At 62.7% G+C, this 15,057-nt stretch carries 12 protein-coding genes; 5 read left to right on the top strand and 7 right to left on the bottom strand.

Annotation, left to right across the window (positions count from 1 at the left end; all coding sequences use genetic code 11):
• Positions 1-21: 21 nt before the first annotated feature.
• From ACR9Y2_RS26515 to ACR9Y2_RS26500, 4 genes are read right to left on the bottom strand one after another with little or no spacing between them, the layout of a single operon-like run.
• A complete protein-coding gene (locus ACR9Y2_RS26515; RefSeq protein WP_435044750.1) occupies positions 22-834 on the bottom strand; it encodes an inositol monophosphatase family protein in 813 nt (270 codons plus the stop codon).
• 19 nt (positions 835-853) lie between these two features.
• Complete coding sequence (locus ACR9Y2_RS26510) at positions 854-1,078, bottom strand: Hfq-like protein (protein WP_435044749.1); 225 nt, start codon at positions 1,076-1,078, stop codon at positions 854-856.
• 42 nt (positions 1,079-1,120) lie between these two features.
• Positions 1,121-2,026, bottom strand: coding sequence for a VWA domain-containing protein (locus ACR9Y2_RS26505; protein ID WP_435044747.1), 906 nt, complete (start codon positions 2,024-2,026; stop codon positions 1,121-1,123).
• Positions 1,999-2,715 carry a molybdenum cofactor biosynthesis protein MoaE gene (locus ACR9Y2_RS26500; RefSeq protein ID WP_435044746.1) on the bottom strand — a complete coding sequence of 239 codons (717 nt, stop codon included), beginning with the start codon at positions 2,713-2,715 and terminating at the stop codon, positions 1,999-2,001. The genes ACR9Y2_RS26505 and ACR9Y2_RS26500 overlap by 28 nt, the downstream gene beginning before the upstream one ends.
• 65 nt (positions 2,716-2,780) lie before the next feature.
• Between ACR9Y2_RS26500 and ACR9Y2_RS26495 the strand changes: the two genes are divergently transcribed.
• The 3 genes from ACR9Y2_RS26495 to ACR9Y2_RS26485 are packed head-to-tail and all read left to right on the top strand — an operon-like array spanning position 2,781 to position 5,196.
• Positions 2,781-3,197, top strand: a complete 417-nt coding sequence (locus tag ACR9Y2_RS26495; RefSeq protein ID WP_435044745.1) for an acyl-CoA thioesterase — start codon at positions 2,781-2,783, stop codon at positions 3,195-3,197.
• On the top strand, positions 3,194-3,928 hold the full coding sequence (locus tag ACR9Y2_RS26490; RefSeq protein WP_435044744.1) for a penicillin-binding transpeptidase domain-containing protein: 735 nt from the start codon (positions 3,194-3,196) through the stop codon (positions 3,926-3,928). Before ACR9Y2_RS26495 ends, ACR9Y2_RS26490 begins: the two co-directional genes overlap by 4 nt.
• On the top strand, positions 3,898-5,196 hold the full coding sequence (locus ACR9Y2_RS26485) for a SpoIID/LytB domain-containing protein (protein ID WP_435044743.1): 1,299 nt from the start codon (positions 3,898-3,900) through the stop codon (positions 5,194-5,196). The genes ACR9Y2_RS26490 and ACR9Y2_RS26485 overlap by 31 nt, the downstream gene beginning before the upstream one ends.
• Here the strand turns inward: ACR9Y2_RS26485 and ACR9Y2_RS26480 are convergent.
• Genes ACR9Y2_RS26480 through ACR9Y2_RS26470 form a run of 3 tightly spaced genes read right to left on the bottom strand, consistent with a single transcriptional unit; the run spans position 5,189 to position 10,921 of the window.
• Entirely contained in the window at positions 5,189-5,614 is a 426-nt protein-coding gene (locus tag ACR9Y2_RS26480) for a hypothetical protein (RefSeq protein ID WP_435044742.1), read from the bottom strand. The two genes, ACR9Y2_RS26485 and ACR9Y2_RS26480, sit on opposite strands and share 8 nt — an antisense overlap.
• Entirely contained in the window at positions 5,614-10,251 is a 4,638-nt protein-coding gene (locus ACR9Y2_RS26475) for an alpha-2-macroglobulin family protein (RefSeq protein WP_435044741.1), read from the bottom strand. The genes ACR9Y2_RS26480 and ACR9Y2_RS26475 overlap by 1 nt, the downstream gene beginning before the upstream one ends.
• Before the next feature lie 4 nt (positions 10,252-10,255).
• On the bottom strand, positions 10,256-10,921 hold the full coding sequence (locus ACR9Y2_RS26470; protein WP_435044740.1) for a DUF1175 family protein: 666 nt from the start codon (positions 10,919-10,921) through the stop codon (positions 10,256-10,258).
• Between the two features lie 178 nt (positions 10,922-11,099).
• Between ACR9Y2_RS26470 and ACR9Y2_RS26465 the strand changes: the two genes are divergently transcribed.
• Entirely contained in the window at positions 11,100-11,489 is a 390-nt protein-coding gene (locus ACR9Y2_RS26465) for a gamma-glutamylcyclotransferase family protein (protein ID WP_435044738.1), read from the top strand.
• Between the two features lie 159 nt (positions 11,490-11,648).
• A complete protein-coding gene (locus ACR9Y2_RS26460) occupies positions 11,649-14,828 on the top strand; it encodes a carboxypeptidase regulatory-like domain-containing protein (RefSeq protein WP_435044737.1) in 3,180 nt (1,059 codons plus the stop codon).
• Positions 14,829-15,057 lie beyond the last annotated feature (229 nt).

Below are 15,057 nucleotides of genomic sequence, written 5' to 3'. Positions count from 1 at the left end.
AGTAAAGGAAGCGAAAGAGGGTTAACCCGTCACAGGCGGCATCGGATAGCGGTATCGGCCCGCGAACACATCGCTGAACAGCGCCAATAACTCGTCATGAATCAACGAATTGGAGACGGCAATGTGCGGCCCGGTCAATTCCGCGGGTCCGCCGTGCATATCAGACGTCCGTCCGCCCGCCTCGCGAACCAGCAATAATCCTGCCGCGATATCCCATGGATTCAGTCCGAATTCCCAGAAGCCTTCCAGGCGCCCGCACGCCACGTACGCGAGGTCAATGGCAGCCGATCCGCTGCGCCGCATGCCGTGTGTCACCATCGAGGCCTGATGGAAGAAATGAACGTTCACGCTCTGATGCCGCTTCCTCGACGGAAAACCCGTCGCCAGCAGCGAAACATCCAGCGTCGCCGACTTGCTCACGTGAATCCGCCGGCCGTTCAAAAACGCGCCACCACCCAACTCCGCCGCGAACATCTCCTGCCGCACGGGATCGAAGATCACGCCCGCAATCAGTTCACCGGCGCGTTCCAAACCCAGCGTCACGTTGAACGCCGGGTAGCTGTGCGCGAAGTTCGTGGTGCCGTCCAGCGGATCGACATACCAGCAGTATTCGCTGGCATTGTCGCGCAGCCCGCCCTCTTCGCCCAGCACGCTGTGCGACGGGAAGTGGTTCTTCAGCCGCTCCACCACCAGCTTTTCGCTGGCCCGGTCGGCCTCGGTCACCAGGTCGTATTCACCCTTGAGATCGTAGGTGATGCCCCGATTGAAATGTTGGGAAAGCAGCGCGCCCGCTTCACGGGCGATGTCGATTGCGGTTTCCAGGTAGCTGGCCATTGTCCCGAACGGGCGCGCGTCAGACCTTCAATTCAGCGATGTACTTGATCTGGTCTTTGAAGATGAACAGATTCGGTCCATCGGTTCGCGTAAGGCGGATGAAGCCGGCGTCCCAATACTCGATGTAGCCTTCGTATTCCTCGTCCGTCAGCAGCTTCACACGCACCGGGGCCTTGTTCTGGACCAGTTCCGTCAGATACTGCGGCTCCACAAAGGTCTGCGCGGGCGCTTTCGACTTCGGCAAGTGGGGAAGGCTCCTAGAAATCCTATGGTAACCCAGCGCGGCTCACAGAGTCGGGTCGGCAAAATAGCCGTTGCGCGCCGACACCGAAAAGCCCGGCCGCTTGACGGTCACACCCACGCGGTGAAACCGCTGCTTGCTGGGTGGCAGGTTCTTCGGATAGTAGCCGATCAGATACTGCGTGCGCAGATCGCGCAGGATGTCCTCGAACGCCTGGTCCAGCGACAGGCCCAGGGCAGGGAAGAAGATCTTGCCGCCGGTCCAGTTGGTCAGAGTGGTCAGCGAATTCTCGCCGCCCAGGTTGCGCCCCGCATCGCCCGCCACCGGCACAATCAGCACCGCATACATCACCGCGTTGGCCCGGTGCAGCGCCTCCAGGGCCTGCTGGAACTTGATCTTGCTGAACGTGTCGCCGCCGTCGCTCACCACCACCACCACGCGCCGGCCTTCCCGGTGGTCCAGATCCTCGCTGGCCAGGTAGATGGCGTCGTACATCGCCGTCGCGCCCTCACTCCGCAGCGCGTTTAAACCGCTGTTCAAACGGTCCATGCGGCGCGTAAAGTCCGTCTGCAGCCGCACTTCGTAGTTGAAACTGTACAGCGCCGTCTGGTCCCGCTCGTTGCCTTCCTTGAACAGTGCCCGGAAGAACTTCCTGACGGATTCGATCTCGTACGCCTTCTCGCGCTGCGTCGATCGCGACCGGTCCACCAGCATGGCGATCGACAGCGGCTGCGCGGTGTTGCGCTCAAATAACGCGACTTCCTGCTCGACGCCGTTATCCAGTACCTGGAAGTCGTTCTTCGTCAGGCCGCCCACGAGTTCGCCCATCTGGTTCTTCGCCGTGACCAGCATGCGAACCAGTTTGACGTCGACCTTGATGACCGGGTCTTGTGCCAGTACCGTGACCGCCGGCAACCCGGCGATCAGCGCCCGGCGACTGATTCGTCCCAATCGCCCTCCACCCATACAGCCCCGTCCTCGAAGTACTCTTTCTTCCAAACCGGCACCAGCTTCTTCAGGCGATTGATGCCTTCCAGTGCCGCGTCGAAGGCAGGTTTGCGGTGCGGCGCGCATACCAGCACGACGACGCTCGCTTCGCCAATCTCCATGCGGCCCAGGCGGTGCACCATCGCCAGGCGGCCCACTTCGTACTTGCCCGCGATCTCGCGCCCCAGGTCGGCCATCACCCGGATTGCCATTGCTTCATAGCACTCGTAGTCCAGATAGAGAGTGCGCCGGCCGTCCGAGTTATTCCGCACGACACCCTCAAACAGCACAATGCCGCCGTCGGAGCCCTGCAGCAACCGCCGCCGCAACGCCGGCGTGTCGATGGGTTCACGGGTTAGTGCGAAGAAATGCCCCGCCTGGTCTTCAATGACATGCGAATACTGGCCCGTCCCGCCGCTCACCGGCGGCAGAAATGCCACTTCGTCGCCGTCCTGCAACTCGGGGTTATCCAGAGCGAATTGCTGATTCACGGCCAGCACAATGCTGGCCCGCATCTTGAGAATGGACGGGAAGCGGGCCGCGTACTGGCCGAACAGGTCGTCCAGCCGCAGCCCCTCCTCCACCAGCAGATGCTCCTCGCGAAGCCCCGCCACATCCTTGAGTTGTCCGAAGAAAAGAACGCGAATTGTCACGCTAAGCGCCATGGTACCAGACGCCTGTAGGACACTCGCGGTTTCCGCCATGGCTACTATAAGATGTGGACACAACGGTTCCTGAAGCTTCAGAAGTACATTTCCGCGTACGGTACGCGGAAACCGACCAGATGGGCGTGGTTTACCACGCGAACTACCTCATCTGGATGGAGATGGCCCGCACAGAACTATGCCGGGTGCGCGGCGTCCGCTACCGCGATATCGAGAAGAACGATGGGCTCATCATGGTCGTGGCCGAGGCCAACTGCCGCTACCACCAGCCCGCCCGCTACGACGACGAGGTCATTTCGCAGGCCGTCATCAAGCACGCTCACCCGCGCATGATCACTTTTGCGTACAGAATCACAAACTCCTCCGACGGAGCCCTGCTCGCCACCGGCGAGACCCGCCACCTGTTCCTCAAGGATGGCCGCCCCGTGAAGGTGCCCGCCAAGTACTTCCAGCTCTTCGGCTTGTCATGATCACGCGGCGGGCACTGCTGAGTCTGCTGGTCCCGTCCCCGGCCTGCACGGTCGCCATCCGGGTCCCGGATGGAGCCGTGCTGCGCTGCGACGACCCGCTGCGCGCCCGCGAACAGTGGGCCCCGCCCGGCTCGGCCATCAAGCCGCTCACCTGGATGAACCTGCCCCGGCGCGTGCCGGCCCGTTGCACTACGCCCTTCTTCATTGGCGGACGCCGGCTCGATTGCACCCACGTCCCCATTCTCACGAAAGTGGACGGCGAAGTAGCCTTGGCGGCCAGTTGCAACTCCTGGTTCGCCGAAATGGCGCGCAGCCTCGATGCGCGCAGCTTCCACCACAAGCTGCAACAGTACGGAGCCCGAGCCAAACTGGCGGGCCGCATGGAGGATCTGCAATTGCAGGCGCTCGGCCTGGAAGGTGTTGAATTCACGGTGATGGCGCTGGCCAAGGCCTATCTCCAGGTCGTTGCGTCTCCAGATCCGATCCTCCGCAGCGGGCTTGAACGCGCCGTCACCGAAGGCACCGGCCAGTTGGCGGCACTGGCCAATCTCCAGGTGGCCGGCAAGACAGGTACGACGAGTGAAGGATCCTGGTTTGCCGGCTTCGCGCCAGCCCGCCAGCCGAAAGTGATCGTGGTGGCCCATACCAGGCTCGGCCACGGAGCCACCGACGCGGCCCCCGCCGCTCGTGAGATCTTCGAATGGTGGCAGCGCTCCGCATCGTCGCGCTAATCCTGCTCGCCTGGCCCCTGCTGGCCCAGACGGCACGCGTACGCCTAGCCGACAAGGGAGTAGTCCACGTCAGCCTGGAGGAGTATGTCGGCTGGGTGATCGCCGGGGAAGCCGGCGGCATGAAATCCGACGAAGCCCTCAAGGCGATGGCGGTCGTGATCCGCACGTACGCCCGGGTCAATCGAAACCGTCACAATTCGGAAGGATTCGATTACTGCGAAACCACCCACTGCCAGGATGCGCGGGTGGGCGCCGTGACGGCCCGGTTGCGCGCTGCGGTCGAGGCAACGGAAGGCGTCATTCTGTGGAGCAACGGCCGTCCGGCCACGGTGTTTTACACCGGCCATTGCGGTGGAAAAACCGCGGCCGCCGGGGAGATCTGGCCCACCGCCCGGCGCTCGTACCTGCCCAGCCAGGAGGACACCTACTGCCTCTCAGCCGGCCGGAACCCGTGGACCGCCAAGATCGCCTGGACGGATCTATCCAGAATCCTGGGCCTGCCGGGCCTGCAGGAGATGGAAGTGCAGACCCGCACCGCCTCCGGCCGGGCTCTATCCCTCAGAACCAACAGGGGTTTAGTGAATGCGGAGCGGCTCCACCTTCTCGTCGGCCGCGAGATGGGCTGGAATCTGATGCGAAGCCGCAGCTACGACGTGGAAGTGACTGAAAAACAAGCGGTCTTCCGTGGCTACGGCACCGGCCATGGCGTGGGCTTGTGCCAGATCGGAGCCGAGCAGCGCGGCAAAGCCGGCATGAAGTGGGAGCAGATCCTCCAGGCATACTTCCCCGGGACCCGGGCCGGCGTCGCCGCCACCGATATTCCCTGGCGGATTTTGCGCGGTGAACGCGTGGACATTTGGTCCGCCGGAACACCCGGAGACGAGGCGCTACCGGCCAAGGCCGACCGGGCCCTGGCCGAGGCGGAACGCCTGACCGGCCTGAAAGTCCTTAAACGGCCTATAGTTAGAGTCTACCCAACAGTTGTCGTTTATCGTGATTCGACCGGAGAGTCGGGCAAAGTCGCGGCCGTCACCCGCGGGCGGGTGATCCACATGCAGCCGCGCACCGAGAACGCCCTGAAGCACGAGATGCTGCACGTCGCTTTGGGGCTGAATAGCAGGACTCCGCTGGCTTTGTGGCTGGATGAAGGCTTGGCTGACTATCTGGGGAACGGGATAACTCATCCTGCCGAGCGCGCCAGGGTTGACGCGCTCGTCAAGAAGAACAGCCTCCAGTGGGTACTGGACAATCGCGAACAGATTAAGTAGTCGTGGCCGTGCAGTGCAGCCACAGCATCGACCCGGTGAACAGTAAACCGGCGATCAGGAACCGGATGCCGGCGCTTACTGCCTGCGCTGTCATGGACCCCAGTTCGGGGATCCACCAGATCAGGTAGTAAGGCAAAACGAAGCCAAGCACCAGCGTGACGACCGCCGCGATCCAGAATGCCGGCAGTGACACAGCCTTGCCCCATTCGACTGGACCGAGGGCCCGGTTGGCGAGCCGGAAGGCCAGCCAAATGAGCCCCACAATCAGCAGAAACAAAAGGACATGCTCGACGAGGTGCAGGGTGGTTGCGACCGGCAGCGCCAGCCAGCCGTAAGCGGCACCGAGGATCGCGCCCACCAGGGCGGTCTCCTCGATCCAGAGCAGCTTTTGGGAGAGCAAACGTCGGAACGCGTTCATTAGTGCACCTCGAAAGTGGCGGGGAGGCTCCAGCCGAGATGGCCGGGCTTGTACATGGGCTCCACTCGAGCCGGGGTCACCTTGAAGGCGCCGGCGTTGGTGAAGCGGATCAGGTAAACATACTCCAATCCTTCCTTAGGCATACGCCAAGGGAAGTAGGAGACGCGGTTGTCGCGGACTTCGCGGCGGGTCCACCAGGTGGACCACCACGAGGGTTGGCCCCGAACCTGATAGAGATCGTCGCGAGCCACCACTTCGGCGCCTGTGGGGAGCGGATCCTCCACCAGCAAGTAGCGCTGGTTCTCCTCGCCGGAGACCGACAACCGGACGGCCACCAGGTCGCCGAGCTTGGCTTCGCCGTTGAGCGGTTCCATGTTGTAGATGATCTTGCCGCCCTCGTTCACCGGGTTGAGCCGGTAGTAGTTGCGGTTGATCTTCAGCGGAGTGTCGCCGCGCAGCCGGCTTTCGGTGCCGTTTGAGCGGTACTCCCAGCGGGCGGAGGCGAACAGGACGCCGTCGCCGTTCTTGGTGACCGTGACCTTGGGATTCGCGTCGCTGCCTTTGAGCGGGACGCGGATCTTGACCGGTTGGGGACTGAGGGCGTCTTCGGCGGTGAAGCGCTTGGAGAGCACCTCGGCGCCGTTGACGGTGACCTTGACCTGATAGTCAGGCTTCAGCTCGCCGCTGCGTTTCAGCACATCGGTGAGGCCGAAGATGACGAAAGCGGTTCGTTTCGTCGAGGCCCAGTAATAGCCCTGATCGCGGTGATTGACCAGCCACTGTGTGGCCTCGTCGATCAGCGGACTGGTGGGCTGCTGCTTCGCCAGGAACTTCACGACGAAGGCGGTGGCCTCCAGCGAATTCTCTGAGTCGAAGTCGAGCATGGGGTCGCGGTTGGACTCCCAGTAGGAGCCGTCGGTGGTTTTGCTGATGCGGCCGGCCAGATTGGTAGCGACCTCGGCGGCGCGCGGATCTTTGGCCTGGAACAGCGTCAGGCCTAGCAGTGCCCGGCCGAAGTTCGTCATTTCGTCGCGGCCGGTCCAGATGGCTTCGATTTGCGGTTTCGTCTGGCGGCCGGCCAGGGTCAAGGCATAGACCATGTACGCCCGCGTGTCGGGTGCAATCTTGGCCTTACTTTCCAACATCTTGGCCAGGGCGGCGGAGGAATTGTTCACCCGCCACAGGTCGATGCTGTAGCCGGCGTCGGCGGCCAGTTTGAGGCCGCTGGTGACGTAGGCGGTCATGAACGGGTCGCTGGCGTCGTCCTTCCACCAGCCCCAGCCGCCGTCTTCGTGCTGGTAGTCGTAGAGGCGTTCCAGCCCGGCCTTGACCTTCTTGGCCAGGTCTTTCTGGTCGATGTTGGCGGGCAGGCTGAGCTCTTTGAGGGCCTGGCTGACCACCACATTGGGCAGGAAGCTGGACATGGTCTGCTCGGTGCAGCCATAGGGGTAAGTGATGAGGTATTCCAGCGCGCCAAAGACGGCTCCGGCGGCGGAGGGTGTCAGGTGGACCGTGACAGCCCGCCAGTTCTGCTGGGCATCGGCCGGGAATTTGCCGGCGAAGTCGTAGGACTGGCTCTTCCGCTGGAGCTTGGTCTGCAGCGGATCGATCAGCTTCAAGCCGTAGGGCTCCACCGGGAAGGTGAGTTCCAGGGCGTCGCTTTCCTGGGTGGTGAGCGCCTTGGCTGTGAGGACGACCTTCTCGACGGCGTTGGGCCGCATGCGGTAGTCGACGCGGCCTTCGCCTTTGGGCGCGACCGTGATCTCCGACGTGGCTCCGGACAGGATCTGGACGCCCTGTGCGTCTAAGGAAACCTTCACCTTCAACTCGCCGGCTGTGTAGTTGCGGACCAGCACCGGCACCGTCACCTCGTCGCCTTCAGTAAAGAAGCGCGGCGTGGCCATGGTGACCATCAGGTTCTTGCGGACGATGGTGCGCTGGACGGCTCCACCGACCTTGGTGTCCTCGGTGACACCACGTGCGGTCGCCCGCCAGGTGGTGAGCGAATCGGGGAACGTCACTTCGGTGGACGCGCGCCCGTCGCTACCGGTTTTCAGATCGGCGATCCAGTAGGCGGTGTCGGGGAAGTTCTTGCGGATCTTCGGTTCCACGAGTTTGTCGGGCTTCAGTTGAGCTCGCGATTTGCGGTCGCGGATCTGTGCCAACTGCATGCGCCGCTTGCCGGCCTCGCCGTAGAAGTAGTACTCCATCGACGTGTCGGTGCCGACCCGGTTCCAGGTGCGTCCGTAGAAGACGTTCAGGATATCGGGCTGGGCCTCTTTTTTGACGGCGTAGATGGCTTCGTCGACGACACCGAGACTGAACTCGGCGGCAACCGGTTTGCCCTGGTGGTCCTTGGCGGTGACGGTGAACTGGGCGGGTTCGCCCGGCTTGTACTCACTCTTGCTGGACTGCACCTCGACCTGGATCTGCTTCTCGATGGGAGGCACCTTCAGCGACTTGGAGCCGCGGTACAGCGTGTTGTTGCTGAGGAAGGTGGCGTCGACGAAGACGTTGGGGGCATGTGAGCTCTCGATGGGGATCTCCACGGTGGCGGTGCCGCCCTTGGCGTGGATGAACTTCGACCAATACAAAGTCTTGCCTTCGAGGGTGAGCCAGACATCGGCTTCGGGGACACTGGTCACGAGGAGAATCGTCGCTTTGTCGCCCGGCTTATAGGACTTCTTGTCGGGGATGATGGTGATGCGCTGGTCAGTTGTGCCGCTGTCGGCCCAGGCTCCGGAGACCCACAGCCAGCTGGTGTCGTCGATGGGACGGTTGGCGGTGTCGACGGCGGAAACCTTGACCAGATAGGACGCGCTGACCGGGGCGGGGAACTCCACTTTGCCGTGGCCGTCGGGACCGGTCCTGCCGTCCAATTTCAGGATGGCGGGTTCAGTGCCGCCCTTTTTGGCGTGCGGAGCCACCTCGACATGGAAAGGCACGTTGGGCACCATGTTGCCGGAGTAGTCGCGAGTTTCGACCGCCATGCGGGCCGGATCGCCGGGTCCGTAGACATAGCGTTCCGGTTCAGCGGTGATAAAGAATGAACCGCGGGTGGCGACGAAGGTGCCGCTTCCGGCGACTTCGCGGTTCGACGAATCGGTGACGCGGGCTTCGACGCGGTAAGCGGCGTCGTAGGGCGTGTCGGCGCTGGTGGGGACATCGATGGTGAGATGGCCCTGGCTGTCGAGTTTGGCGGTCTCTTCGGCCACCTGCTCGGCTCCATAGCCGCCTCCTTCTTCGTCCTCGTCGCCGGATTCCTCATCGGCTTCATACCAGGGCGCCCACCAGCGGTAGCGGTGCACGGTGTATTTGACGCTGGCGCCGGCGACGGGCTCGCCGTAGTAATACTTTACGTCGACGTTCATTTTGACCCGCGCACCCTGAATGACGCGAGGGGACTCGGAGGTCACTTTTACTTCGTAGTCGGGCTTGCGGTACTCCTCGACGTTGAAGCCGCCGAACGCCTTGAGTTCGTGTTCGTCGCCGCTGAGGCTGACATTCACGCTGTAGTAGCCAATGGCGGCGTCGGCCGGCAGGGTGAGGTCGCCGGAGACCGAGCCGTATTTGGACAGCGACGCCTTCTTTTTCAAGAGCGTCTTGCCCTCGGGGTCTTCCACCTGCACCTGGACATCGGACTGATCGGGGATCTGATAACCCGCGCCGATCATGTTGCGGACGATGGCCTTGAAGTGGACGGGATGGCCGGGGCGGTACACTGGCCGGTCTGTGTAAACGTAGCCCATGAAGTTGCGTCCACGTTCAGTGGAAAGACTGTAACCGCCCACGGTGCTGACCGCGAAATCTTTGTCACGATGGGCGAGCACGACGGCGCCTTCCTCGGAGACGTCTTTCACGTCGACGGTGAGCAGGCCGTCAGGATCAGTGGACGAGCGGGCAATGTCCTGGCGTGTGGCGGTGTCGTAGACCTGGACCGGAATGTTGGCGAGCGGTGCGCCGGTGACGCGGTCGACGGCACGAACGAGAAGCTTGCCCGGAGTCGTCTTGGTGACGAGCGCCAAGTCTGTGACAGAGAGGATGGTATAGGCCTGCAGTTTGCCGTTGGTGGCTTCGAGGACATAGAGGCCCTTATCCTTCAACTCCACCGGCACAGTGGCGGCTTCCCAGCGGTTGGGTGTCTGGATGGGTTGAGTCCACGAGCGCACCAGTTGTTGGGGGTTGAGGACGGAGACGCCGGCGAACTCCTCGCCCTTTTTGGCTTCGGCCTGTTTCTTTTCGGCCGGCGCCGGCTCTTTCAACATCGAGGCGCGAATGCTGTGGCGGTTGTCGGCTGTGAACTGCTGCCGGACGACGTCGCGGGCCCGGGCATGCCAGCGGTGCTTCCAGGCGGCAAATTTCTCGATGGGCGTGCGGGCTTTGGGCGTGGGGCGGATGGCGCCTCCAAAGCGGTGGGGCTCATCGAGTTGCCGGAAGAATTTGACGGGATCGTTCACGCGATAGAGGCGGAAGTCGAGGCTGCGAATGCCTTGCGCCTGAACGCGGACCGGAATGGACTCGCCAGCCCGCGCCGGGTGGTCGGAGTTCAATGAAAAGTAGATGCGCCCTTCGTCCTCCTGCGCCGGAGCGCTGCAAACCAGAAGGGCTAAAGGGACCAGACAATAACCGAAACGCATAGATTCAATCCGATTCACACATAATGTTCCAACGGAACACACCCAGGAAATTGCCGTTACCGGCGAGTGGCCGCCAACGCGGCTCAGGATGTCCCAGCAATTGGGAAAGCAGGGGACGGCGGATTTCGCCGCGATCGTGGCGCGACGGTCCGGTGTGGTAGACGATACAAGGCTCCCGCAGCGTATCGAAGGCGCTGGGGCCCAAAAAGACCATGCTGTGCCAAGGCTGGTTGGGGACCAGTTGGCGATAGAAGAGAAGGTCGCCGGGTTGGGCGAGTTGGATATCGCGGGTGATGAAGCGCGAGTTGTAGCGCATCAGGTGCTCGGCGTCGGCGAACTGGCGCAAGGCTCCGGAGGCGACGCGAAAGACGGCCGATTCGCGGGTGGGGTGTTTGAGTTCCGGCAGCGGCGGCATCCACTCGAGCCCAATTTCGGAGGCCCATTGGGCGGTGTGCGGGCGCTGGGCTTCGCGGTAGGAGAAGCGCAGCAGGGCCGAGCAATCGGCCACCTCGGCGGGGCGGCGGGCTTCCGGCATCTGGTAGAGGGCTTCGGCGAGCCAGGTGAACCAGGAGCGGAACGGCTTGCGGTCGAGCGGGCTCAGGTCTGGCGTGAAAGCGCGTGCATGGACGAGGCTTACCGCGCTGAAACAAAAGGCTCGTCGACTGTGCATCCGGAGGACTATGATAGCTGGAAAATGAAGGATCCGAAATGGTAGGCGCCACAATTGTTGCGAAACAGGAAAAAAGTGGAGGGGCGCCGAGGCCATGCGCGTTGTGGTACCTGTCAAGTGAAGCGGAGACCTGACCCGGAGACGGGCCACGGGCCAGGCGGTCCGCCGTTCCAATGACATGGTGACGACCGAAACCGAATTCCTGTTTGTTTACGGCACGCTGATGGGTGGTGTGGATAACGAATGGTCGCGCCGCCTGTGGCAGGCGTCCGGCGCCCCGGTGGAGGCCAAGGTGGCCGGCCGGTTGTATACGCTGGGCGGCTATCCAGGCATGCGGGACCCGGAAGAGGGTGCGGCCGCCTGGGTTCATGGCCAGGTGGCGCGATTGCCGGATTCGCCCGCCTTGCTCGCCGACCTGGACGCGTACGAGGGTGATGAATTCATCCGACTGACGCGAACCGCGACACTGCGGGACGGGCGGACGGTCCCCGTCTGGGTTTACATGTATCAACCAGAAGTCGATGAAAATCAACGCATCTGGTCGGGCCGATTCGCATTCGGCCAATAGAAATTTTTAATAACCTCAGCCGCCTGCGGGATGTTAATCTTTGGAAACAGGCAGTCTTGCCCTGCTTTCGGGATTTGCGCCACGAGGCGCCCCCCAGCGCTGTCTCCGTCGAGCCACGCAGGCACTCACACCGACCGAATTTGCTGAGGGGTTTACCGAATGAGCTTTCCCAAATACGCCAAGGGTGTATTTTCTCTGGCGTTGGCGCTTGCCGCGCTGATGCCTGCACAGACATTCCGAGGAGCCATCTCCGGGACGTTGACAGACGCCTCTGGAGCCGCAGTGCCCGATGCAGCGGTGCAGTTGAACAGCCCGTCGACGGGTTTGAAGCGCACCACACTCACCTCCCAGGCCGGCGACTTCTCGCTGCCTGACCTGCCCCTGGGCATGTACGAACTGACTGCGACCAAAGCCGGTTTCTCGACCGTCAAGGTGGCCAACATCGAAGTCAGCGTCTCGAAAGTAACCAATCTTACACTCCAAATGAGCGTTGCCACCCAGGCCGCGGTGGTGGAAGTGTCGGCGGATGCCGCCACGCTGGAGACCACCTCTTCCGCGCTGACCGGTGTGGTGGGGCCGAAGATTGTGGCCGAGGTCCCGATGATGGGCCGCGACTTCCGCCAGATGCTGAAGCTGGCGCCGGGTGTCTCGCCCTCGTCCGGATCAGTGAACGGCATGCGCACCTCCGGCAACAACTACCAGATTGACGGGGCCGACAACAACGACGCGTTCCACAACGCGAGCGCGGTGAACCAGGGCGGTGTGGCCGGCATTGCCGGTACGCTGCTGCCCATTGAAGCGATTGACCAGTTCGCGGTGCAGTCCAATGCCAGCGCCGAATCCGGCCGCAATGGCGGCGCGTCGGTGAACCTGGTGATCAAATCGGGCACGAACGACATTCACGGCAGCGCGTATTACTTCAACCGCAATGAGTTCTTCGCCGCGAACTCTCCGTTCGCCACGGCGGGCAGCGCGAAGCGCAAGATCCGCAACGACCAGTACGGCTTCTCGGTGGGAGGTCCTGTGATCAAGGACAAGACTTTCTTCTTCGTCACCGGCGAAGCGCAGAAGGCGGTGGCCGGCCTGTCGTTCCTGAACACGCATCCTTCGAATGCCTGGGCGGCGGATGCCACCAGCATCCTGATCCGCTATGGCGTGGCGGTGAATCCGGTGTCGACGAACCTGCGTTCGCTGTGGCCGTCGCGCTACAACAACGCTCCGGCGACGGCGAACAACTTCGTGGCGGCGGATTCGGCTGATTACGACAGCTACAACGGGATCATCAAGATCGACCACCGGTTCACGTCGAATCACACCATTGCGGGCCGCTACTTCGGCGGCACGGGTACGCAGATCGCCGATGCCGGCGTACCGTACCGGGAATACTTCCAGGTGGCGCCCAGCCACATGCACAACATGTCAGTGGTGATGAACGACATCTTCTCGCCGCGCGCCGTGCTGCAGACCACGCTGGGTGTGAACTACTTCCTGCAGGTGTTCAACGATCTGGATACGAGCGCCAATCCGATCGCACTCGGGCTGAACACGGGTGTCACGGAGTCGACGCTGCAGGGTTCGCCGTCGCTACGCATCAGCGGCTTTGCGGGCGCCAGCGCGACACAACCGCTGGGCCGCATCGACAGCACGGGGCACATCACCTCGAACCTGAACCTTTCGCTGGGCGCGCATCAGCTCAAGGTGGGCGGCGAGTACCGCCGGGCGCGGCTGGACGTGTTCTATGACACGAACAAGCGCGGCTCGTTCAGCTTTGACGGCACGGCCGGTCCCTGGGCCTCGGACTCGACCCTGAGTACGAGCCAGAAGGCGATGGCCGACTTCATGGCCGGCTATGTGACGGGCAACAACGGCGCGCAGATTGTGCGCGGGCAGTTGCAGCGCGACTACTGGCAGAACTCCTTCGACTGGTGGGTGCACGACAACTGGCAGGTGAACTCGAAGCTGAACCTCAACTTCGGCGTCCGCTACACCTATCACGGCGTGCTGTACGACGACAAGAACACGATTACGAACTTCGTCCCCGGCAAGGGTTTCATCACACCGGGTGTCGATGCCGACAGCCTGTATCCGAGAGACCTGAACAACTTTGCTCCGCGTTTCGGCTTCGCCTATACGCCGGGCAAGAGCGCCAAGACGGTGATTCGCGGCAGCTATGGATTCTTCTATGATGTTCCGCCACTGAACTTCCTGGTGGCGAACACGGGTGTGCCGAATGGCGGGGCGGCGGGCGTGCATGCCAATCCGGGCGGCCCGAATCCGGTGTACTCGATCATCCGCAGCGGCTTCACGCTTGTGAAGGACGAAGCGATTTTCGGGGCGACGAATCCGCGGCCTCCGTTCGGTGTATTCTCCGTGAGCCAGGATTTCCGCGTGCCGTATGTGCAGAACTTCAACCTGAACGTGCAGCATCAGCTGAGCAAGGCGATTATGGTGCAGGCTGGCTATGTGGGCAGCGCCGGACATCACCTTTCGCTGTTGCGGAACATCAATGCCCCGGTGCCCGGCACGACGGGCACGACGCAGGAGCGCAGGCCCTATAACGGCGCCTATCCGACCCTGGCCTCGATCAATGAGCTGAATTCGATTGGCAACTCGAACTACCACTCCTTCCAGAGCCAGGTTCGGGTGACGCGCATCAAGAACTTCACCGCCGTGGCGAACTACACGTTCGGCAAGGCGATCGACAACGGTTCGAACGTGCGCAACACGCTGCCGGCGAACAGCTATAACCTGGCGCGGGAGCGTGGTCCGGCCAACTTCGACATCAGCAACATCTTCACCGGGTATGTCACCTATGACATTCCGCAGGTTGGCCAGCGCTTCTCGCGGCTGAGCAAGGGCTGGCAGTTGAACGGCCTGATCACCGCGCACACGGGTGAACCGCTGGACATCCTGGCGGGCACGAACGTCAGCGGCAGCGCCGATTCGCGCGACCGTGTCGACGTGGTGGGCGATCCCTTTGCCAACGTGGTGCAACCGACGAGCGGCACGGCCGTGCGCTGGTTCAACGCGGCGGCTTTTGCCCGCCCGGCGACTGGCACGTTCGGCAACATCGGCCGCGACGCGATTCGCGGACCGGGCTTCGGCAGCTTCGACTTCTCGGTGTTCAAGAACACTTCGATCACCGAGCGCATCAGCACCCAGTTCCGCGTGGAGATCTTCAATCTCTTCAATCGCGCGAACTACGCCAATCCGGGTTCGTCGCTGGGTTCTTCGACCAGCTTCGGCCTGATCACGAACACGCGCAACGGATCGGGCGCGCCGGGCCTCGGCTTCGGCGAACCCCGCAACGTGCAGTTGGCGCTGAAGTTCATGTTCTAGGAGACGCGGGCCAGGCAGCAGTGCTGCCGCGGACGGCCCGGCAAGCAGCGAGTCCAATCAGGTAGTTTGAGACGGCGCGGCAAGTCCTCCCGATGGGGACTGCCGCGCCGAGTTCGTTTTGGGCGAGGAATTGCAGCTTGGGGTACCAGCTTCCCTCACAACCACGAAGCGCCGGCCGATGTGATCTGTGGAGAATTCCGAAGTAGCACGCGGCCGGGCTGGCCGGCCT

This window comes from Paludibaculum fermentans, from assembly GCF_051172195.1.
GTDB lineage: Bacteria > Acidobacteriota > Terriglobia > Bryobacterales > Bryobacteraceae > Paludibaculum > Paludibaculum fermentans_A.
Note: the sequence above shows the minus strand (reverse complement) of the source record. Positions and strands in the feature narration are given on the sequence as shown.